The following is a 22,510-nucleotide window of genomic DNA, read 5'->3' as shown; positions in this document are numbered from 1 at the left end:
GCGAGGAAGAGATGCAATTCCGCATCCTCGGTCCCGTGGAGGTCCACGACGAGCGGACCGGACTCAGGATCCTGCCCACGGGTGCCAAACAGCGCGCCCTGCTCGGCGCACTGGTGGTGAAGTCGGGGCAGATCGTCTCCGTCCACCGGCTCATCGACGAGCTGTGGGGGGAGCAACCGCCCGCGAACGCCACCAACGCCCTGCAGGCGCACGTGGCCCGGCTGCGCCGGCTGCTGCCGGTGCCGCCGGCCGCCGCCGGCGAACCGGACCACGAGTGGATCATGACCCGGTCACTCGGTTACGTGCTGCGGCTGGGTCCGGCGACGACCGACGCCGAGCGCTTCCACCGGCTGGCGGCGCAGGGCCGGGCGGCCACCGTGAACGATCCGCAGCACGCGGCCGACCTGCTGCGCCAGGCGCTGGCGCTGTGGCGCGGCCCGGCGCTGGAGGGCAGTGTGCGCGGCGACATCTGCGCGGCCGAGGCGGCCCAGCTGGAGGAGAACCGGCTGATCACCCTGGAGGCGCTGTACGACGCGTGCCTGCGCGCCTGCCGGCACGACGAGATCACCGGTGAGCTGGAGGAACTGACCACCGACCACCCGATGCGGGAACGTTTCTACGACCTGCTGATGGTGGCCCTGTACCGGTGCGGCCGCCAGGCGGAGGCGCTCGGCGTGTACGAGCGGGCCCGCAAGCGGCTGGTGCACGAACTGGGGGTCGAGCCGGGGCCGGCGCTGCGCAGCAGGATGGAGGCGATCCTCAGCCATGATCCCGGTCTGGCCGTCCCCGGGGCGGCCGAGCCGTCCTCCTCCCTGCACCTTCCGCCGCCGCCCGGGCCGGTGGACGTCACCGGCGAGGACGGGGACGCGACGGTGCTGAGCCTCACCGACGAGATCGCGCGCCTGCGCCGCCGCGTGGAACGCCTCTCGCTCGAGCAGGAGGCCCTGATACGCCGCTTCGACCGGCTCACGGCCGAGGCCACCGCCCGCTGACCGCCCGGCCCGCGATCTCGGCCGGCGGCCTCGGGGGCCGCCGTCAGGCCGGTGCGGGCGGCGCGGCGACGGGGGTGTGGAACGCGCGGCGGTACCACAGCAGGGGGGCGCCGGCGGGGTCGCCGGTGCGGGTCTCGAGCACGGTGCCGAGGACGAGGTCGTGGTCACCGGCGCGTACGACGTCCGCGGTGCGGCAGCGCAGCAGGACCGTGGCCCGGGGCAGGAAGGGCGTCCCCGTCCCGTCCCAGGCGGCGAAACCGCCCTGTGCGAACCGGTCGATGCCGTGCGTGGCGAAGCGCCGCGCGACGTCCCGGTGTTCCTCCCCGAGCACGTTCACGACGAACTCCCGCGCCCCGGTCAGCACCGCGTGACAGCTGGAGCTCAGACCCACTCCCACCAGCACCAACGGCGGGTCCAGGGACACCGAGGTCACCGAGCTGGCGGTGAAGCCCCGGCGGCGCCCCGCCTCGTCCAGCACGGTGACGACGGTGAGCGGCGCGGCCAGCAGCGCCATCGCGTCCCGGAACGCCTGGGCCTGCGTGCCCGGCTGTTCGTCGCCCGGCGGGGTACCGGGCCCCGCCATCGTCCGTAGCGCCTGTCCCGTCACTGTCTCCTCCTCGTTCTCGGCTCAGCGCCCGGCACCGGCCGGCACCGGAAGGTCCGGATGTGCCTGGGGCAGCGGCAGTTCGCGGGGCCTGGCCCGGCCCCAGGGGAACCCGTCGTGCACGAGCAGCCGTGACGGCGCCGGGGTGCCGCCGGTGCCTTGTTCCAGCGCCAGGGACACCAGCACCTGCGGCCGGGGCTCCAGTTCGGCGAAGACCCAGCGCCCCTCCGTGTCGCCCTCGGGCGGGCGGAAGCCCAGCACGCCGCGGTCCTCGGCCAGTTCGAAGGAGAACGAGTCGAAGGGCAGGCCCAGACCCAGGCCGCGGGCCTTGGCGTACGCCTCCTTCAGCGTCCACAGCCGCAGCGTGGCCCGGTCGCGCTGGCGGCCCGGCGGCAGCGTGGCGAGGTAGGCCCGCTCCTCGGGGGCGTAGCTGCTGACGATCCATTCGAGCCCGCGCTCGTCGGCCCGGTCCAGCCGCTCGATGTCGACGCCGACGCGCCGGCCGTGGCCGACGGCGACGACGTTGCATCCGTGGGTGTGCGACAGGTTGAAGTCCAGCGAGGGCCGCGTCGGCGCGCCGCTGGGCACCTGGAGGAAGGGGCGCCCGCGTGCGGAGCGCCAGATCGTCGCCTCCGCCTCGGGCACCCCCGTGACCAGGCTGAGCACCCGCCGCACCAGGATGTGGGCGACCAGGTACTGGCGCCGGTCGCGGGGGAAGACGAAGCGGCGGGCGACGTCGTGTTCCTGCTCGTCGAGCCAGTGCTCGGCGAGCATGTCACCCGTCGCCTCGTCCAGTGCCTCGTTGGGACAGAACCACAGGTGGACGGTACCGGGGTCCGGCCCGGCGGTGGCCGCGCTCATCGTGAGCCCGCCGTGGCCACCGCCGCGCCCCGCTCGCGCCGGATCTGACGCAGCATGCCGGTCAGGACGGTGCCGGTGCCGATCTCGGTGAATTCGGGCTCGGGGCCGTAACGGCCGTCCAGGATCGCCTGGACGGTCTCGTTCCAGCGCACCGGCTGGTGGATCTGCTGCAGCAGCAGGTCACCGATGCGGCCGCTTTCGTAGGGGCGGGCGGTGGCGTTGGCGATGACGGGGAAGGCGAGCGGGCCGAAGCCGGTGCCGGCGACGACCGGGTAGAGCCGTTCCGCGGCCGGCGCCATGTACCGGGAGTGGAAGGGCCCGCTGACGGCGAGGCGCCGTACCGCGCGGGCTCCCGCGTCCTCCAGGATCGGCCCGGCCTCCTCCAGGTCCTCGACGGGGCCGGCCAGCACGATCTGACCGGGTGTGTTGAGGTTGGCCAGGTCGAGCGAGCCGAAACCGGCCCGCATCAGCAGGAAGCGGAGCTGGGCCTCGGGCAGGCCGATGACGGCGCTCATGCCGCCGCCGCCCGTGCCGGCCATGGCCTCCGCACGGGCCGCGACGAGCCGCAGGCCGTCGGTGAAGCCGAAGGCGCCCGCGGCCTGGAGGGCGTTGTACTCCCCGAGGCTGTGGCCGATGGCGAGATCGGGGCGCTCGCCGCCGTCCTCGAGGTGGGCGCGCAGGGCGAGGGCGTTGACGGCGAACATGGCGGGCTGGGTGTAGCGCGTGTTGCCGAGCTGCCCCTCGGGGTCCTCCACGCACAGCCGGCGCAGGCTGTATCCGAGTACGTCGCTGGCCTCCCGCTCCAGTTCGGGGAAGCGCTCGAACAGCTCCCGGCCCATGCCGACGTGCTGGGCGCCCTGTCCGGGGAACATGAAGATCCGGGTCATGGTGATCACTGCCTGTCAGACGGTGGTGGCGGTCGGGTGGGCGGGATAGGCCGCCTCGGCGAGAGCCCCGAGGTCGGCCGCGGTGAACAGGACCTCCAGGGGGAGTTCACGGCCGCCGTCGGCGGCGACGCGCGCGGCGATGCGCAGCAGTTGCTTGCTGGTGGCGCCGAGCTGGAACAGATCGTGGTCCGGTGCCAGCCCCGCGGGGTCCGCCCCGGTCTCCGCCGCGACGACCACCGCGAGCCGCCGGAACGCGGAGTCGTGCACGGGGACGGAGTCCGGTGCGGGCGCGGAGTGGTGCGCGGGTGCGGAGTCCGGTGCGGGCGTGGAGTCCTGCGCGGGTGCGGAGTGGTGTGGAGTTACGGCCTCCGGTGCGGGCGCGGGCGCGGCGTGCGGTGCGTGCGCCGGGTGCGGTGCGGGCGTGGCCTGCGGGGCGGGGGTCGGGTGCGGGTCGGGCAGTGGATGCGGGTCGGGGGTCAGGCCCCAGACCCGCTCGAGCCGGGCGGACAGCCCCGCAGGGCCCGGCCCGTCCGGCCGGGGCGTCGCCGTCCCGGCCGCGTCGCCGCCGGGTACCGGTGCGGGCCCGTACGGCGTCCGGGGCGCCGGGAGCGGGAGGGTCACGCGGGTCAGCGGGGTGGGCGGCAGGCAGGCGCGGGGGGTGTCCAGGGGCGGCCAGGTTGCGGCGGCTCCGGCCAGCCACGGGGTGACCGGGGAGAGTTCCGTCGCCGGGGCGGCGGCGGTGACCTCGATGATGCCCGCGCCCTCGTCCCGCACCCGCTCGGCGAGGGCGCGCAGGCCGGCCACCGCCCGCCGGCGGTCCGTGACCAGGACGGCGCGCGCCGGGCGGTCGGGGCGGCCCTCGCGCAGGGCACGGGCCACCGGGCCGATACCGGGCGCCGGATCGCGTTCGAGGGCGTCGGCGAGGAGGCCGGCGAGCGCGGCCAGGTTCGCGGGCGTGTCCGCGGACAGCGGCAGGGCGTGCACCGCCTCCCCCTCCGGGTCCGTCACCGCCGCCGGGGGCTCCTCGACGACCAGGCTGCCGTACGAGCCACCGCCCGCGAAGCCGTTGACGAGGACGCGCCGGGGGCGTCCGGGCGCGGTGCGCCAGTCGTCGGCGCCCGGCCCGGCCAGGGCCACCGCACCGGACGAACGGGCCAGCGCCGGGTTCACCGCCGAGGTGAGCAGCGTCGGGTACAGCTTCTCGCGCCGGAACTGCGCGACGACCTTGGCCAGTTGTGCGAAGACCGAGGCGGCCTCCAGGTGACCGGTGTTCGGCTTCACGGTGCCCACCGGCACCGGCCCGGCGGCGTCGGCGGCAGCGGTGTCCTCACCGAAGAGTCTGCCGAGCGCCGTGTACTCCAGGGCGTCGGCGAGCGCGGCGCCCGCCGCGGCGGCCTCCACGTAACCGATGTCCGCGGGTTCGAGGCCGGCGTCCGCGAGCGCGGCGCGCATCGTCTGCTCCTGCCGCTGCGGGTCCGGGATGCCGAACTGCCGTGTCGTGCCGGAGTGCTGGAGCGCACCGCCGCGCAGTACCGCGTGCACGGGGTCGCCGTCGGCGAGCGCCCTGTCCAACGGCTTGAGCAGGACCGCTCCGACGCCCTCGCCGACCAGCCAGCCGCTGGCCCGGTCGGTGAAGGCGCAGGACGCGGCGTCCTCGGCGACGAGCCCCATCTCGGACAGCACGTCGAGGTGGTCGGGGTGCAGGACCAGGTTGGTGGCGGCGGCGAGCGCGGCCGGGCAGCGGCCGTCGGCGACCGCGCGGTAGGCGGCCTCCACGGCGGCGAGGCCGGACACGCACCCGCTGTCGAGGAGCACGCTCGGCCCGGTCAGTCCGAAGGCGTGCGAGGTCCGGTGGGCGAGGCCGCCACGGGTGGCGTGGGTGCTCCCGCCCGCGTCGTCCCCGGCCCGGGCCGCGACACCGTACAGGGCGTGGTCGTGCCACATCGAGCCGACGAACACTCCCACCGGGCCCTGGGCGGCCAGCCGCGCCGGGGTGACGGCGGCGTCCTCGAGGCAGCGGCGGACCACGGACAGCAGCAGCCGCTCCTGCGGGTCGACGGCCGCGTCCAGGCCGAACTCGTCGCGCTCGGCGGCCAGGACGTCGTCCAGGTAGCCGCCGACGGCCGCCCCGGCGCGCTGTGCCCGGGAGCGCAGCGGTGCCCACCGCTCCGCCGGGACCGGCCCGGTCGCGGTGCCGGCCCGCGCCAGCAGCGCGTCGAACTCCGCCGGTGTGCGCGCCCCGGGCAGGTCGGCGGCGAACCCGACGACCGCGACGGCCCGCTGCGCGCCGTCCCGCTTCGCGGCCGCCCGCTTCGAGGCGGCCCGCGGGGTGTCCTCCGGTTCGGCGGGTGCCGGTGACGGGCCGGCGGTCATGAGGGAAGCGCGGCGGGCGCGCGCTTCGGCGGTGAGGCCACCGCCCCACAGGGACAGCAGCAGCTCCTGGTCGCCGTCGAGCCCGAAGTCCCCGCGGATGGCGTCGAAGTCCATCTCGCCGACCGCGCACAGTCCAAGACCCCGCTCCGGGGCGCCGGTCAGCAGCAGCTGCGCGATGTGCCCGGCCTCGACGGTGGAGAAGCGGGCGGCGTTGCGCTCACCGTAGGCCGGGGCGATGGCGGCCGGGGTGGAGACGAGGAAGACACCGAACGCCGAGCCCGAGACGAGGGCCCGGTTGTGGAAGACGTGCAGGTCGGTGCCGTAGCGGGCCTCTGGCGCGAGCGCTATCAGGGCGCGCTCGGCCGGGTGCAGGTAGTACAGGCCGGGGTCGGTGCCGTCGACGGCACCGGGCGCGATGTAGACGTACACCTGCACCGGGTAGAAGCCGCCGCCGGACGGGTAGCGCCGCTTGGCGCGGCCGTCGAGGTCGCCCCAGGTGACGGTGGAGAGCAGGCCGAGCAGATCCGCCGCGGGCAGCGGCCCCTCGGCGAACTCCCGGAACGAGGAGGCGTCGAAGAGGGCGCGTGCCTCACCGGGCCCGGCGGCCGGAACGGGTACCCGCGCCAGCGTGGCGGGCAGCCGGCGCTCGGCGATTTTCGCCTCCTTGAAGGCGGCCTTGGCCGCCGGATCGAGCGCGATACGCACATCGGTCGCACCGGCCGGGGCGGGACCGGGGGCCGCGGCCGGGTCGGGGGTGAGACTCTCCGCCACGGCCCGCGGGGTCGGGGTCTGGACGAGGACGTCCACGGGAACGGGCCGTCCGGTGGCCGCCTCGATCTCCTGGGCCAGCCGGATCATGCTGAAGGAGGTCGCGCCCAGGTCGAACAGGTCGGCGTCCGGGTCGACTTCGGTCAGGTTCAGGATCCGTGCCGCCGTACGGGCGACGTCCGCGGCGGTCAGCCGCCCGCTCCCGTGCGGCGCGGGCGCGTCCGAGGGGGCCGACGCCGCCGAGGGCTCGGCCGGCGGGCCTGCCGTCGCCGGTGCCGCGGCCGCGGTGAGCGCGCCGAGGGTCGGGTGGGTGATGAGCGCGTCGACGGGCAGCGCGGTTCCGGTGATGCGCTCGATCTCCTGCGCGATCCGGATCATGCTGAAGGAGGTCGCGCCCAGGTCGAACAGGTCGGCGTTCTCGTCGAGACCGGCCGCGTCGGCCACCCCCAGCACCTCGGCGACAGCCGCACGGATCGCGGGGGCGTGGCCGAGGGACGCCTCCTTCCCCGCGTCGCTCACCGCCTCCTCGCGGACCGCCCCGGGAGTGTCGCGGACGGCCTCGGGAGTGAAGAGGGCCGCCGCGGCGGCACGGTCCAGCTTGCCGTTGGTCGTCAGAGGCAGCCGGTCGACGAAGTGGAAGCGGCTGGGGACCAGGTAGGGCGGGAGGACCTCGCCGAGCGCGCGGCGCAGCTCCGCGACGCCCGGGACCGGCTCGCCCTCGCGGGCCACGCACACCGCGGCCAGCGCCTGCTCGCCGGAGGGCTCCTCACGCACCGGCAGCACCCGGGCTTCCGCCACGGCGGGCAGAGTGGTGAGCGCGGCCTCGATCTCCTCCGGCTCGATGCGCAGCCCGCGCAGCTTGAACTGGGAGTCGATCCGGCCGAGATAGCGGATCTCGCCGTCCTCCCCCAGCTGCCCGAGGTCGCCGGTGCGGTACAGCCTCGGGGACGGGTCCAGTTCGGGGAACGGGGAGGGCACGAACCGCTCGGCGGTCAGCTCCGGGCGGGCGTGGTAGCCCAGGGCCACCTGACGGCCGCCGATGACGATCTCACCCGGTGTGCCGGGCGGCACGGGGCGCAGTGCCTCGTCGACGAGGTGGATGCTGGTGTGGGCCACGGGCCGTCCGATCGGTACCGTCGGCTCGTCCCAGTCCGGGCGGCACGCCCAGTGCGTGACGTCGACGGCGGCCTCGGTGGGCCCGTAGAGGTTGTGCAGTTCGGGGGCGCCGCGACCGGTGCCGTACACCTCGTAGAAGTGGCGCATGGCCGCCACGGGCAGGGCCTCTCCGCTGGCGAAGACGTAGCGCAGGGCGTCGCAGCCGGAGGCCGCCGGGTGGCGCAGGAACATGCTGAGCACCGACGGGACGAAGTGGGTGACCGTCACCGACTCCTCGCGCAGCCAACGCGCCAGGTAGCCGGGGTCGGTGTGACCGCCGGGCCGGGCGACGACGACGCATGCCCCGGCGACGACCGGCCAGAAGAACTCCCACACGGAGACGTCGAAGCCGTACGGCGTCTTCTGCGCGACCCGGTCGGACGGGCCGAGGGGGAACCGTTCCTGCATCCACAGCAGACGGTTGGCCACACCCTGCTGGGTGTTGCGGCAGCCCTTGGGCTTCCCGGTGGTCCCGGAGGTGTAGATCGTGTACGCGGGGTCGTCCGGACCCACGGCCGGGGCGGGCGGTGTGGTCGGGTACGCGGCCAGCGCCCGCCAGTCCTCGGCCCGGTCGGGGCACACGACGAGCGCCCCCGTCCCGGCCGGTACGGCGGCGCGGGCCGCGTCGGCGACGACGACACGGGCGCCGCTGTCCCGCAGCAGGTAGCGGACCCGCTCGGGCGGGTTGGCGGGGTCGACGGGGACGTAGACGGCCCCGGCGCGGACGATGGCGACGAGTGCGGCGACCAGGTCGTCGGAGCGGTCCATGTGCACGGCGACGTGGTCGCCGGGCCGGACACCGACGGCGTGCAGATGGTGGGCGAGGCGGGCGGTGCGGTCGGCGAGCTCACGGTAGGTGACGGTGCGCCCGGCGAACCGTACGGCGGGCCGGTCACCGCGCCCGGCGAGCCCGGCCTCGACGAGCGAGGCGAGCGTGACGGCCGCCCCACGCCCCTCGGCGGCGCGGTCGCCCGCGCCGGAGCCGGAGCCGACGCCGGCGGCGTCGTGGCCGTGGTCGTGGTCGTGGTCGTGGTCAACGGGAAGCCCCCCGGCCGGGCGGACATCCGCCGGCCGGGCCTCCACCACGCCGGCATACGCCGACCGGCCCTCCCCCGGACGGGACTCCACCGCGCGGGAATCCGCCGGCCGGTCCTCGGCCGGTCGGGCGCCCGCCGGACGGGCCGCCGCCACGCCGGCATCCGTCGCGCGGACCTCCGCCGGACGGGCATCCGCCGCGCGGACCTCCGCCGGACGGCCCTCCGCCGCGCCGTCATGCGTCGGCGTCGCGTCGTCGCGCGCCGGCACGGCGTCGTGCATCAGTTGGCCGGTGCCGGCCAGGACGTCGCGCACCCGGCGGGCGTAGCGGTCGAACATCGTGTCCAGGCGGGCGGGCTCGACGGCGCCGTCGGCCGCGTCCCACTGGCCCCTCAGGTCGTCGCCGACCAGCAACGGCACGTGGTCGAGCGCGACCTGGGCGGTCTGCGACTGACTGGTGCGCAGCCGTACCCCGCTCGGGTGCAGCCGCGGATCGATCTCGGGCACCCGGGTGAACACCACCGGCAGACGCAGCGCCCCGCCGGAGCGGAACACCCGCGTGCGCAGCTCGGTGAGCCCGGGGCAGCGCTGGGCGCGCTCCAGGTCGGCCCGGACCCGGGCCCACAGTTCCCGGGCGCGGGGCGCGAAGTCGGCGGGCAGCCCGTCGTCGACGACCACCCAGGCGAGCTGGGTGAAGTCGGCGACCATTCCGGCCGCACCGGGCAGATCCGCCGGCCGGTCCCAGGACACCACGGTGACCGTGAACGGCCCCTGGCCGCCGTACTCGGCGCGCAGTTCGTCGGTGTACGCGGTGAGCAGCACCATGTCGGCGGGGACGCCGATCTGCGCGGCGCGGTCGGTGAGCGCGCGCCAGGAACCGAGCGCGGCCGAGCGGTGCACCCGTGGTGCGCCGGGCGCGGGCTCGGGCAGCCCGGGCCCGGACGGCAGCGCCGCGAACTTCTCCCGCCAGGCCGCCCGCGCCTGCTCGCTCGCTTCGCCGCGCTTCCGCTCGGCGAGGCCGCGCAGATGGGGCAGGGGGTCGGCGGAGCCCGTCAGGACCCCGTCGTCACCGTCGTGCAGGGCGAACAGCTGACCGAACAGCAGCGCGAAGCTGCGGGCGTCGGCGAGGAGCGCGTCGAGTAGGACGTGCAGCACGGCGGTGCCGTCGGGCAGGGTGCTGGCCTCCAGCGCGTACATCGGCCGGGTGCCGAGGGGGAAGGTCCGGGCCCGCATCCTCGCTGCGACCGCGGCGAGTTCCGCCTCGGTCTCGCGCCCGCCGGTCAGGTCGTGGCGGGCGATGCGGTAGGGGGGCGTGTCCGCGGGCGCGGCGACGGTGAGGGTCCCGTTCTCGTGCACGGCGGCCCGCAGGACGGGGTGGTGTGCGACGAGCCGGTTCCAGCACCGCTCCAGCCGGTCGAGGTCGTGCCGCTCCAGCAGGAACTCCTGGTACACGCGGGTCTCGGCCTCCCCGCCGAGTCCGCCGACCCGGCCGACGAGGTAGGCGGACTGCACCTCGGTGAGCGGCACGGCCTCGGCGGGGTCCACGGGCGGCACCGGCCGGGCACCGGACGGCAGCGGGCCGGCCAGGGCCCGGTCGCCGTCCCGGGCGATCTCCTCGAGCAGGGCGCGCAGCGCCTCGAAGGCCGCCTCGGTGCGCGAGGCGTCGAGCACGGCCGGCGCGAAGTCCCAGGACACCAGCAGCGCGCCCGCGCGTTCCTGTACGCAGATCTCCAGCTGGACGCCGGAGGTGAGCGTCGCCGACCCGGCCAGGTCCACGTGCGCCGCCCAGTGGGCATCATCGTCGGCGGCCGCGGAGGGCAGCGCCGCAAGGCTGCCGAGCAGACTGGTGAAGACCGTCGGGACGGCCCGCCGACGGCGGTCGGAGCGTTCCCTGGCGTACTCGCGCAGGGCGCGCACTCCGCTGACCGCGGCGTGCTCCAGGTCCTGCCACAGCCGTCCGCGCACCTGCTCGACACGGGCTTGGAGCGTGCCCTCGCACGGCGGTGCCACGAACACGGAGGTGGAGATGAACGGGCCCACCAGGCGCGCCACTTCGGGGTGCACGGGGCGCCGGTTGTACGTCGTGAGCACCACCGGCAGCGGCTCGCTGTCCCCTGCCTGCACGACGGCCGTGCACAGGGCGAGCAGCAGCGCGGTGGGGGTGGCCCGGGCCTTGCTCGCCACCGCCTTCACCCGTTCCCAGCGGTCGGGCTCGAGGCGCAGGGTGAGCCGGCGGTGGGCGGGTGCGGCGGAGTCGGGCCGGGCCGCGGCGAGCGGCAGGGGACGTTCGAGGTCGAGCCCGGCGAGTTGCTCGCGCCAGTAGGCCAGGGAGGCGTCGGGCACCTCGGCGGTCGCCGTGGCGGCGGTGTACTCGCGGAAGGAGATGCCGGGCGGGCGCGGAACCTCGCCGTGGGCGTAGGCCGCGTACCACTGCTGGAGCAGCAGGGACACGCTGGGGCCGTCGGCGATGAGCTCGTCCACGGTGAACAGCACCCGCGACCGCCCGCCGGGCAGCTGGGCCACCCGCACGGCGAACAGCGGCCAGCGGTGCGGGTCGAAACCGCTCAGCGCCTCCTCGCGCAGGCGTTCGAGGCGGGCGTCGGCCTCGGCGGGCGGCAGGGCGGTGAGATCGGCCGTGACGATGTCGTAGCGCGGGACCTCTCGCCGTACCGCCTGGCGGCCGTCCGGCAGGAGGTGGGCGCGCAGCATGTCCGTGGCGGCGACGACGTCGTTCCAGGCGGCCTGCGCGCGTTCGGCGTCGAGGCCGTCCGTCTCGAACTCGAGGTGGATCTGCGTCCCGGCACCGGTGCCGCCACCGAGTGTGCGGCCGACGTAGAACGATTCCTGGACTTCGGTGAGCCCGAAGGGCTCGTACCGGGCGGCGGGGTCGGTCTGCGGCATGGCTGAAGGTCTCCGGTTCCCTCTACAGGGCGGACAGGTGGGCGACGAGTTCGTCGACGGTGGACTCGCTGAGCTGCTGGAGCGGGAGGGTCTGGCCGAAGCGTTCGGCGATCTCGAAGCGCAGGTTCATCGCGCCGATGGAGTCCACGCCGAGTTCGACCAGGGTGCGCCCGGTGTCGACGGCGCCCGCGGCACCGTCTCCGGCGGCGAGTTCGCCGATGAAGTCCACCAGCCGCCCGATCCGTTCGTCGTCGGGCAGGGCGGGCCGCGTGACGGGCTCGTTCGCGGGGACCGACGGTGTGGCGGCCGGTTGCGCGGGCGGCGAGGCGGGCACGGCGGCGACGGGGTCGGGGTCGGGGAGCCAGTGACGCGTACGGCACAGGGGGGTGGGCGGCAGCGGTACGACGCCGCCCGCGGCCTCGTCCCGCGCGATGCGGTCGAAGCGCCGTCCGGCCGCCCACAGGTCGGCGAGCTCCTCCAGCCGTCCCGCGCGCCACAGAGCGGCGACGAGTTCCTCGCTCTGGGACGCGTCGCGTGACGTGTCGGCGGTACCGGTGCGCAGTGCGGCGGAGTCCTGGCCGTCACGGGCGAAGCGCTCCAGCTCGGCGGCGAGTTCGCCCGTGCTGGCGGCGACGACGGCGAGGCGGCCGGGGAAGACCGCACGCCCGGTGCGCAGCGTACGGGCGAGATCGGCGAGCGGCGTGGTGCGGCCGGGGCCGGCCAGCCACTCGGCCAGGCGCCCGGCGAGCGCGCGGAGGTGATCCCGGGTCGGCGCGGAGACCAGGACGAGCTGCGGTGCCTGCGCCGCGACGCCGCCAGGGGTGTCGGTGACGGGGGCGGGGGCGAGGGCGGTGCCGGCGGGGGTCGCGGTGCCGGCGGCGGTCGCGGCGGCGGTGCCGGCGGCGGCACCGGTGACGGTCTCGGTGGCCGTGGCGGTGACGGTCGCGGTGGCCGTGGCGGGGGCGGTCGCGGTGGCCGTGGCGGGGGCGGTGCCCGTGAGGTGTTCCTCCACGATCGCGTGGGCGTTGACGCCGCCCGCCCCGAACGAGCTGACGCCGGCCCGGCGCGGCTGCGGCCGTCCGTCCGCGTCGCGCAGCCGGGGCCACGCCCCTGCCTCGTGCTGGAGCGTGAAGCGGCTGCCCTCGATGCCGAGGCCCGGGTTGACCGGGTCGGCATGCAGGGTCGGCGCGAGCGTGGCGTGGCGCAGTTGCAGCACCACCTTGGTCAGGGCCGCGATGCCCGCGGCCGACTCCCCGTGTCCGATGGCCGACTTGACCGAGCCGAGGGAGCACGGCACGGCGGCCGCGGCGCCTTCGCCGTAGACCTCCTTCAGGGCCGCCACTTCGACCGGGTCGCCCAGTTCGGTGCCCGTGCCGTGGGCCTCGACGACGTTCACGGTCGCCGCGTCCACGCCGGCCCGCTCCAGCGCCGCGCGCAGCACCCGGGCCTGGGCGCGGGGACTGGGCGCGGTGAAACCGTTGGTGCGGCCGCCGTGGGAGACGGCGGTGCCGCGGATGAGGGCATGCACGGTGTCACCGTCGGCGAGCGCCCTCGAGAACGGCTTGACGACCAGTGCCCCGGCGCCCTCGCCCGGTCCGAACCCGGTGCCGGAGGTGCCGAAGCTGCGGCACCGGCCGTCCTCGGCGAGGAAGCCGGAGCGGCGCAGCATGCGGAACCGGGACGGGTGGAGGTAGAGGTTGACGCCGCCGACCAGGGCCGCCGCGCACTCGCCGGCGCGCAGCGACTCGACGGCCAGGTGCAGGGCGACGAGGGAGGAGGAGCAGGCGGTGTCCACGGCCTGGCTGGGGCCCCGCAGGTCCAGCAGGTACGACAGGCGGTTGGGCGGTGACCAGTGATGGCCGGAGGGCGTGTCCCGGTGGCCGGCGGCCCAGCGTTCCGCGCCCAGCAGGGCGTAGTCGGCGGAGGTGATCCCCGCGAACACGCCGACGCTGCGCGGGACACCGTCGCGTGCGGTGAGCGCGTCGAGCCGGACCCCGGTCAGGCCGGCGTCCTCCAGTGCCTCCCAGGCGACCTCCAGGAAGAGCCGCTCCTGGGGGTCGATGTAGGCGGCCTCGTGGGCGGACATCCCGAAGAAGACGGGGTCGAAGGCGTCGACGTCGTCGAGGAAGTGGCCCCGGGCGCGGACGCCGCCGGTGTCGTGCCAGCGGTGCGCGGGCAGGTCGCCGACGGTGTCCTTGCCGACGAGGAGGTTCTCCCAGAAGGCGTCGAGGGTGTCGGCCCCCGGGTAGCGCCCGCTGATCCCGACGATGGCGAAGACCTCGTCGTCGGCGGGGGTGGAGGACCGTCCGACGGCCACGGCGCGCTCCCCGGCCACGGCGCCCGGGCCGACCCCCGCAGGCTCGACTCCGCGCTCGTCGGCCCCCGCGGGCTCGACTCCGCGCTCCCCGGTCACCGCGGGCTCGACGACGCGCGCCTCGGCCCCCGCCGCCTCCGTCACGCGCGGCCCGGCCTCCGCCGCCCCTGGTGCCGGTGTCGGCGCCGGGACGTGCTGTTCGGGCAGCAACCGCTTCAGGTGGTCGGTGAGTTCGGTGAGGTCGCGCAGGCCGAAGAGCATCTCCGGTCCGACGGGGGCGATGCGGCTGCTGAGCCGGGCGGCGAGCGTCCGCATCATCACCGAGTCCAGGCCCAGGGCCTCCAGCGAGGTGCCGGGCCCGATGGTGGCCGGGTCGTGCCCGAGCGTCGCGGCGACCGTACGGCAGACCAGGTCGAGCAGGGCGTCCGGGGCGTCGGCGCGCGCGGGCTCCTGGACGGGCGCCTGCGCGCCGGCGGGTTCGGGCGTCCGCGCGCCGGCGGGTTCGGGCCTGCGCGCGGTCGCGGGCGGGTCGTCCGTCGACGCGGCGGGCGCGTCGTCCGTCGCGGCGGCGGGCAGCAGTTCCAGCTCGCCCAGATGGTGCCGCCAGGCCCCGGCGCGGCCGTGGAACAGGGAGACGACCTCGGTGTCGCCGCCCAGCAGCCGTTCCAGCGCGCCGATGCCGAGCCCGGCGGGCAGCGGACGCATGCCGACGCGTTCCTCGACCACCTGGCGGACCGGTTCGGGGATGGTCATCCCCGGCACGTCCCACAGCGGCCACTGCACCGACAGGGTGCGTCCGTGCCGCTCCCCCGCCGCGATGAGGGCCGCGCGCCGGTGGGCGAGGCCGTCCAGCAGGCCGTTGGCGTAGGCGTAGTCCGCCTGGCCCAGGTTCCCGGTGACGGCGGCCACCGAGGAGAACAGTACGAAGACGTCGAGGGGCAGCCGGGCCGTGGCGTCGTCCAGAGCCGTCGCGCCCAGGGCCTTGGGCGCGAGGACGGATGCCACGTCGGCGGCGCTCTTGCGCAGCAGGTACGCGTCCTTGACCACTCCGGCCGCGTGGAAGACGCCGTGCAGGGCGCCCTCGTGGCCGAGGATGTCGCCGATCAGGCCGGCCGCGCCGCCGGGGGCCGCGACGTCGGCCCGCACGTAGCGCACCCGTCCGGAGCCGTCGGCCGGGGGCCGCACGGCGGGGTCGAGGTCCTCCCAGGGGGTGCGCCCGCACACGACGACGCGGACACCGGGCGTTTCCCGCAGGTGCCGCACGAGCGCGCGCCCGATGCCGCCCATGCCGCCGGTGACCAGGTACACCCCGTCCGGGCGCGGTGTGAACCGGGTCCCGGGCATCGGGGCCGGCCGCAGCACGCGCCGTGTCCTGCGCTGCCCGCGCATATCCGCCAGGTGCCCGAACTCCGCCTCGGGTGCGGCCAGTTCGCGGCGGACCTGGGCGGCCGCCGGGGCACCGTCGTCGGTGACCAGCAGTGCGCGCCCGGACAGCCGCGGATTCTCCTGGCGCAGGGTCTGCACCAGGGCGCGTGCGGCGTCGGCGCGCAGCGGATCGGCGGTGACGGCGAGCACGGTCAGCGGCTGGGTGCGGTGGGCGGCGAGCACCTGCCGAACGGCGTCCACGGCGGCCACGTCGGCGTCCACGGCCCCGGTCAGCCGCAGTACCAGCGCGGCGGCCGGGGGCTGTGCCGCGGTGGCGGCGTCCTCGGGCGCCGTGCCGCCGAGCGCTGCGGCGAGGTCTCCGGGCCCGTCGTGCACGTAGAGCGCGGTGCCGGGCTCGAGGACCCGGTCCGGCAGCGGGCAGTCCTCCCAGTCCGGGGTGTGCAGCACCAGCTCGGCGAGCCGGTCGTCGGCGTCGTCGTCCGCCGGGGCCGACGCGACCCAGTGGCGGTCGTCGGCGTCGTCGTCCGCCGGGACCGGCGCGACCCAGTGGCGGTCGGCGGCGAAGGCGTAGCCGGGGGCGGAGATGCGGCGGTGCCGGGTGGGCGGGCAGACGCGGGCCCAGTCGACGCGGTGGCCGTCCGCGTGGGCCTCGGCCACCTCGCGCAGGGCCGCCGGCTCACCGGCGGCCGCTCGCTCGAGGAGCGGACCGAGCCGCGCGGTGTCGACGGGGCGGTGTCCGGAGCCGGGTGTGGCGGTCACGCGCCGCTCGTCCGGGGCGCCCGACACCAGCAGGTCCAGCGATAGGAGGAGTTCGGCGCGGTCGGCGACCAGCAGGACGGTGCGGTGCCGGTGGTGGTCGCGGGCGCAGGCCAGGGTGTGCGCGAGGTCGGTGAGCGCGACGTCGGCGCCGGCCGGCGAGCGCAGCCAGCGGCCGAGTTCGGCGGCGTACGCCGGGACGGAACCGGGCCGGCGGCCGGACAGGGCGACGGCCACGCGGCGGACGGCGCCGGACGGGGACACCCGCCCGGGGCCGGCCTCGGTGGGCGCGGCCTCGGGCGGGGTCTGTTCCACGACGACGTAGGCGTTGGTGCCGCTGAAGCCGAAGGAGCTGACCGACGCGCGGCGCGGCCGGTCGCCGCTGGGCAGGGTGCGGCGCTCGGTGGCAACGGTGAAGGGGCCCTCGTCGAACGGGATGCGCGGGTTGAGGGCGGTGCAGTGCAGCGACGGCGGCACCTGCCCGGTGCGCACGACACCGATGGCCTTGAGCAGGCCGGCGAGTCCGGCGGCGGCCGAGGTGTGGCCGACGTTGCCCTTGACCGAGCCGATGGGGACGCTGGCCGGGGGCAGGCCGGCGGGTGCGAACACCTCGTTGAGCGCGGTCACCTCGATGGGGTCGCCGAGCGGGGTGCCGGTGCCGTGGCACTCGACGTAGTCGATGCCGGACGCGTCGAGACCGAAGCGGTCGAGGGTCTGTGCGACGAGGCGGGCCTGCGAGGCGCCGCTGGGTGCGGTGATGCCGTTGGTGCGGCCGTCCTGCCCGATGCCCGCCGCGCGGATCACCGCGTGGACGGGGTCGCCGTCGGCCAGGGCCCTCGACAGGGGTTTGACGACGACGACGGCGCACCCCTCGCCGGGGACGATGCCGTCGGCGGCGGCGTCGAAGGGGCGGCAGCGGCCGGTGGGCGACAGCATCCCGGCGCGGCTCATGAACACGTGCGGAAGCTCGGTGAGGTACAGGGTGACACCGCCGACCAGCATCATGTCGGCCTCACCGAGCCACAGGGCCTGGCAGGCCTGGTGCAGGGCGACGAGCGAGGACGAGCAGGCCGTGTCGACCGTGACGGCGGGGCCCTTGAGGTCGAGGTGGTAGGCGATGCGGGCGGCGAGCAGGGAGTTGGAGTTGCCCTGCATCACCTGGGCGAGGCGGGCGTGCTCGCTGACACGTTCGATGAGGTCCTGGTAGTCGTTCATCATGACGCCGGCGTAGACACCGCAGCGGGTGCCGGCCAGCGCGGACGTGCGCTGCCCCGCGTGCTCGAGCGCGCGCCACGCCTCCTGGAGGAACAGGCGGGCCTGCGGGTCCATCAGCTCGGCCTCGCGCGGTGTGATGCGGAAGAACTCGGCGTCGAACCGGTCGACTCCGTCGACGTACGCGCCCCACTTGGACACCGACTTTCCTTCGGCCTCGGGCCGCGGGTCGTAATGGTCGTCGATGCGCCACCGCTCGGCGGGCACCTCGGTGACGAGGTCGTCGCCGTCCAGCAGCCGCTGCCAGAAGCCGTCGGCGTCCGGAGCTCCGGGGAAGCGGGCGCTGTAGCCGATGACGGCGACGGGCTCGGGCACCCCCGGCCCACCCGCCGGCTGTGCGCCGGCCTGCTCCGCGCCGGTCCGCCGCCCCCGGTCGGTGCGGGCCTCGGCCGGCGCCGTCTCCGCCCGCCGCTGCGGTGCCTGCGCCGCCGCCGCGCGCAGCAGCGCCTCGGCCTGTGCCCGGGGCACCGCCGTCCCCGACGGCTCACCGCCCCGGACCCGGCGCGCCGGGTCCTGACCGGCCGGCGGCGCGGGGACCGCCGAGGCGGCCCGCACCCCCGTGTCCGGCCCCGCGCCGCTCACCGCCGCGCGCAGCAGCGCCTCGGCCTCGGCGAGCGGCACCCGGCCGGACTGGGGCGGGGTGCCGGCGGGGCGGGCGCGCAGCAGCGCGGCGGCGGACGCGGCGTCGAGGGCGCCGGTCTGCACACGGGTCAGGATCTCTTTCGCGTCCATGGGGTATCGGTCCTCGCGGGGTTGCAGGTGCGGACGGTCGCGGGGCGGGGCGGCGGTCAGGCCGTGTGGTCGCCGTAGCCGGCGACGATGCGTTCGAGCACCTCGGGCAGGCGGAAGGAGGTGCGGTGCAGCGCGGCTTCGCGGGCCACGGCGGCCCCGGTGGCCACGAGCACCGGCGTGGCCAGCTCCCGCTTGAGCAGTTCCAGCGACGCGCGCGGCGCCATGCTCACCGAGCGCGCCAGTTCGCGGGCGGTGGCGGGCACGTCCGCGTGCGGTACGACACGGATCGGCGCCCCGCGCTCGCGCAGTTCGGCGCCCCGGTAGTTGCGCGCGGAGAACAGCATCTCGGTGCCCAGCTCGCGCCCGAAACGCTCGGGGAGGAGATGGGTGGCCCCCATGCCGGGGGTGAAGCCGTAGCGCATGAAGTTGGCCGCGTACACCGAGCGTTCGCTGAACACGGCGAAGTCGGCGTACAGCGCGAGCACCAGTCCGCCGCCGATGGCGTGTCCCTGCACGGCGGCGACGACCGGCAGGGGGCAGCGGGCGAAGACCCGGAAGAAGTCGTCGGTGTCGAAACTGCCGTTGCCGCGGGCGAAGTTGACCAGCTCTCGCTGGGTACCGCCCGCGCAGAACAGTTCGGGGCGGCCCTCGACGAGCACGACCCGGGTGCGGGGGTCGGCGGCGGCCGTCTCGACGCAGTCGACCAGCCCCGCCGTGAGACCGGGCGAGAAGGTGTTGCGCCCGTCGGGGTCGTCCAGGGTGACGACGGCGACGGCGTCCTCCCAGGACAGCCGTACGACGGACGTGGCGGCGGGTGCGGTCATGCGGCACGCTCCGGGGCGGTGATCCGGCCGAGCAGCCGGTGGACGGCGGGGTCGGCGAGTCGGTCGAGGAAGGTCCGGCCCGCGTCCCGCCCGAGGTCTGCGTCGCGCGGGAACAGCCGGGCCCGGTACTCCTTGAGCGCTCCGGCCGTGGAGCGGTCGAGCCGGCTGAGGGCCACGAGGGTGCGGCGCAGCGCATGTCCGGGCTGCTCGGCGACGGCGTCCGCGAGCCCCGCGGCCACGGCGGCGGGTGCGTCCAGGTCCTCGGCGAGCAGGGTCGCGGTGAACGCGCGCTGTTCGCCCGTGCGGCGGGCCACGAAGGGCAGGGCCATGGCGGGGACCAGGCCGACCAGCGCCTCGGTGAGCCGGAAGCGCGCGCCGGGCCCGGCCAGCACCAGGTCGCAGGCCGCGGCCAGCCCGACCCCGCCCGCCGTGGCGCGGCCCTCGACGAGCGCGACGGTGACGACGGGCGTGCGGGTGAGCCGGTCCAGCAGCGTCCAGTACGGCAGCTCACCGGAACCGGCGCCGGTGGCCGAGGCGGAGGCCGAGCCGGAGCCGGAGGCGGAGGCGGGAGCGGTGGCGGGGGTGGGGGCGGGTTCCGGTGCGCCGTCCGAGAGGTCGGTGCCCGCGCAGAAGTCGTCCCCTGTCGCGGACAGCACCAGCACCCGGCACTCCGGGTCCGTCTCGGCCGCGTCGACGGCGGCGTGCAGCCCGGCCAGCAGGTCCGCGTCGATGGCGTTGCGCCGCTCGGGCCGGTCCAGCACCGCGCGCAGCACACCGCGCGCCCGGTCGAGCCGGACGGCGGGGGCGGAACCGGAGGCGTCGGTGGTCATCACGCGGCGCCCCCGTCGAGCCACACGTACTCACGGTGGTAGTCCCGCACGGCCTCCAGCACGAGCCGGCGGCCGCCGGTGAAGCGCTCCTTGGTGATCTGCGGGAAGCGGTCGAGGTCGAAGGTGAAGTCACGGGCGCCGAACTTGAGTTCGGCGGTGGCGGCGAGCAGTTCGTCGTACTCCTCCATGCCGAGCGCGTAGCGCGCGTCGAGCGCCTCGCGGATGCCCATGGCCCGCACCGCGCGCTGGGAGTCGGGTGTGACCACGGCGCTGTAGAACTCCGAGGCGCAGCCGGAGCCGTAGGAGAAGACGCCGATGCGGCGCTCGCCGTCGATGACGGCGTTGTCGATGGCCGAGGCCAGGGAGAGGAACACCGTGCCGGCGTAGATGTTGCCGACCTGCTGCGGGTACGTCACGGCCGCGCCGAGACGGGTGGTGAAGTCGTCCTCGACGGCCTGCGGGGAGATGCCGCGGCGCAGCGTGCGCAGCGCGGCCCGGTGGGCGCCCTTGACCATGCCGGGGAACGGGGTGTGCATGGCGAGCAGGTCGAAGCTGTCGATGAAGTCGGCGCCCTCGACCTTGCTCGCGTAGTCGGTGAAGGAGCCCTTGAGGCATTCGATGTACGTCAGCAGGGACAGGTCGGTGTCCCCCGCCTCCGCCTCCGGGTCGGGGCGGCAGGTGTCCATCACCTCGAAGCTGTGGAAGCCGTTCGCGCCCGGGTCGAACGCGGCGACCACCGGCCGGTCGCCGACCAGCATGGCCATGGCGCCCGCGCCCTGGCTGGGCTCGACGTAGGTGTGCGGCACGGGGCGGGCCACGTCGCTGCTGATGACCAGGGCCTTGGTGCCCTCGAAGGGGCTGGCGGCCACCACGGCGGCGGCCATCTGCAGGGCGGCGGTCCCGCTGTAGCAGGCCTGCTTGGTCTCGAAGAGGCGGCAGGTGCGCGGCAGCCCGAGATGGTCGTGGACGTACGTGGCGAGCGACTTGCCGAAGTCGACGCCGGACTCGGTGCCGACGATGAGCAGTTCGATGGAGGCGCGTTCCTCCTCGGTGAGCGCGTCGACGATCGGCTTGGCGGCGTTGACGGCGAAGGACACGGCGTCCTCGCAGTGCAGCGCGACGCTCTTGCGCGCCATCATCAGGTTGCCGATCCGGCTGTCGTCGAGGCCGCGCGCCGCGAACAGGGTCGGGACGTCGATGAAGGTCTCGCCGCAGTAGGCGTTGATGGCTTCGATGCCGACCTGCTTCATGGTCTTCTCCGTAACTGGCGGGCAACTACAGGGGCTGGGCGGGCGGAACGCGGAGGACGACGGAGGCGTTGATGCCGCCGAAGGCGAAGCTGTTGCTCAGCGCGGTGCGCAGCGGCCGCCGTTCGGCGGTGCGTCCGGCGAGCGGCAGCGAGGCCGCCGGGTGTTCCAGGTTGGGGTTGGGGTGGACGGCGCCTGCCCGTAGCTGGGCGATGGCGGCGACGGCCTCCACCAGGCCGGCCGCGGACAGGCAGTGCCCGGTCAGCGCCTTGGTGGAATTGACGCGCAGCGTGGTGCGGCCGGCGAACACCGCGTGCAGGGAGGCCGCCTCGGTCTCGTCGCCGAGGACGGAGCCGGTACCGTGCGCGTTGACGTAGTCGATGTCGCCGGCGGTCAGGCCGGCCGCGTCCAGCGCCGCGCGCATCGCCGCTTCCTGGCCCCCGGCGTCGGGCTCGGTGCCGCGCCGGGCGTCCAGACGCTGCCCGCACCCGGCGACCTCGGCGAGCACACGGGCGCCGCGCGCCCGTGCCGCGGCGGGCCGCTCCAGTACGACGGCGGCGGCGCCCTCGCCGCGGACGAAGCCCTGGCGGTCGCGGTCGAAGGGGCGGCACATACGGGCCGGTTCGTCGCGGAAGCGTTCGTGTGCCAGGGCACCTGTGCGGCGGAACGCCTCGGCCTCCACCGGGGACAGTTCGGCGGCCGGGGCGACGACGAGGACCCGCTCGGCCCACCCGGCGGCGACCGTGCGGGCGCCCTGGATCAGGGCGAGGGCGCCGGCCGCGGACGCGCCGCCCACCAGCCAGCCCTCGCCGTGGATACCGGTGAGTTCGCTGACCGTGCCGACGACGTCGGCGTCGAGGTGGGTCAGGGCGTAGGAGGCCCGCAGCCGGCCGGGGGCCCGGTCGTGGCCGAGGACCGTCTCGGCCTGGTGGGCGAGGGCGAGGTTGCCGCCGGCGACGATCAGGGCCGTGCCGTCGGCGAGGTCTTCCGGCGTCAGTGCCGCGTCCCGCACGGCGCGCAGGGCCACGCACGCGGCGGTGCGGGCGGGCAGCGCGGCCCGTCCCGCGACACGCCGCAGCCGGGCGGCGGTGTCCGCCTCCCCGGGGAGGTGCCGGTCGGCCCACCCGGCGAGCGTGAAGCCGTCGAGCGCGGCGACGGGCAGGGCGTGCGGCCCGTCGTCCGCGAGGCCGACCGCGCTGCGACCGGCGAGCAGGGCGGCTGTGAAGCCGTCCAGATCGTCGGCGAGCGGGGTGAGCACGGCGGCGGCCGTCACGGCCACGGCGTCGCGGGACGCGGAACTCATGCGCGGGCGCCCAGGTGTTCACGGAACACGGACACGAGCGACCTAAGGTCGTTGGCCCCGGTCAGGGCCGCGTTGGGCACGGTGATGCCGAGTTCTTCCTGGGCGGCGATGACGACGTCCATGCGGTCGATGGAGTTGGCCCCCAGGTCCCGCATGCTGTGGTCGAGTGTGATCTCCACGTCGGCGGCCTCGGGCAGCACGTCGATGATCTGGGCGCGCAGGACGGCGAAGATCTCTTCCTCGGTCACGGTGTTTCCTTTCGGGCGGTGT

General features: G+C 75.9%; 11 protein-coding genes. 1 reads left to right on the top strand and 10 read right to left on the bottom strand.

Annotated elements, in window-relative coordinates:
• Positions 1-11: 11 nt before the first annotated feature.
• Positions 12-992 (top strand): AfsR/SARP family transcriptional regulator, encoded by a 981-nt coding sequence (locus AB0E88_RS00400; protein ID WP_361621279.1) that lies wholly within the window; start codon positions 12-14, stop codon positions 990-992.
• A 43-nt stretch (positions 993-1,035) separates the two neighbouring features.
• On the opposite strand, the gene AB0E88_RS00395 is transcribed toward AB0E88_RS00400, so the two are convergent.
• Genes AB0E88_RS00395 through AB0E88_RS00350 form a run of 10 tightly spaced genes read right to left on the bottom strand, consistent with a single transcriptional unit; the run spans position 1,036 to position 22,488 of the window.
• The gene (locus tag AB0E88_RS00395) at positions 1,036-1,599 is read right to left on the bottom strand and encodes a flavin reductase family protein (protein WP_361621276.1); all 564 of its coding nucleotides are present in this window, start codon (positions 1,597-1,599) and stop codon (positions 1,036-1,038) included.
• Positions 1,600-1,620: 21 nt separating this feature from the next.
• Complete coding sequence (locus AB0E88_RS00390; RefSeq protein ID WP_361621273.1) at positions 1,621-2,457, bottom strand: 4'-phosphopantetheinyl transferase superfamily protein; 837 nt, start codon at positions 2,455-2,457, stop codon at positions 1,621-1,623.
• Positions 2,454-3,344, bottom strand: coding sequence for an ACP S-malonyltransferase (gene fabD / locus AB0E88_RS00385; RefSeq protein ID WP_361621270.1), 891 nt, complete (start codon positions 3,342-3,344; stop codon positions 2,454-2,456). The genes AB0E88_RS00390 and fabD overlap by 4 nt, the downstream gene beginning before the upstream one ends.
• Before the next feature lie 15 nt (positions 3,345-3,359).
• Positions 3,360-11,576 carry an amino acid adenylation domain-containing protein gene (locus tag AB0E88_RS00380; protein ID WP_361621267.1) on the bottom strand — a complete coding sequence of 2,739 codons (8,217 nt, stop codon included), beginning with the start codon at positions 11,574-11,576 and terminating at the stop codon, positions 3,360-3,362.
• A gap of 22 nt (positions 11,577-11,598) precedes the next feature.
• Complete coding sequence (locus AB0E88_RS00375; RefSeq protein WP_361621264.1) at positions 11,599-18,036, bottom strand: SDR family NAD(P)-dependent oxidoreductase; 6,438 nt, start codon at positions 18,034-18,036, stop codon at positions 11,599-11,601.
• A 56-nt stretch (positions 18,037-18,092) separates the two neighbouring features.
• Positions 18,093-18,860: a polyketide synthase gene (locus AB0E88_RS00370; protein ID WP_361621261.1), complete on the bottom strand. Its 768-nt coding sequence runs from the start codon at positions 18,858-18,860 to the stop codon at positions 18,093-18,095.
• The gene (locus AB0E88_RS00365; protein ID WP_361621258.1) at positions 18,857-19,690 is read right to left on the bottom strand and encodes an enoyl-CoA hydratase/isomerase family protein; all 834 of its coding nucleotides are present in this window, start codon (positions 19,688-19,690) and stop codon (positions 18,857-18,859) included. Before AB0E88_RS00365 ends, AB0E88_RS00370 begins: the two co-directional genes overlap by 4 nt.
• A complete protein-coding gene (locus AB0E88_RS00360) occupies positions 19,690-20,940 on the bottom strand; it encodes a hydroxymethylglutaryl-CoA synthase (protein WP_361621255.1) in 1,251 nt (416 codons plus the stop codon). Before AB0E88_RS00360 ends, AB0E88_RS00365 begins: the two co-directional genes overlap by 1 nt.
• A gap of 25 nt (positions 20,941-20,965) precedes the next feature.
• Complete coding sequence (locus AB0E88_RS00355) at positions 20,966-22,240, bottom strand: beta-ketoacyl synthase N-terminal-like domain-containing protein (protein ID WP_361621252.1); 1,275 nt, start codon at positions 22,238-22,240, stop codon at positions 20,966-20,968.
• Complete coding sequence (locus tag AB0E88_RS00350) at positions 22,237-22,488, bottom strand: phosphopantetheine-binding protein (RefSeq protein ID WP_361621249.1); 252 nt, start codon at positions 22,486-22,488, stop codon at positions 22,237-22,239. The genes AB0E88_RS00355 and AB0E88_RS00350 overlap by 4 nt, the downstream gene beginning before the upstream one ends.
• Between the last annotated feature and the right edge of the window lie 22 nt (positions 22,489-22,510).

The sequence above is a fragment of the Streptomyces sp. NPDC028635 genome, from assembly GCF_040637635.1.
In the GTDB taxonomy this organism is placed as follows: Bacteria; Actinomycetota; Actinomycetes; order Streptomycetales; family Streptomycetaceae; genus Streptomyces.
The sequence above is the reverse complement of the archived record's forward strand: the minus strand, read 5'-3'. Positions and strand labels throughout refer to the sequence as shown.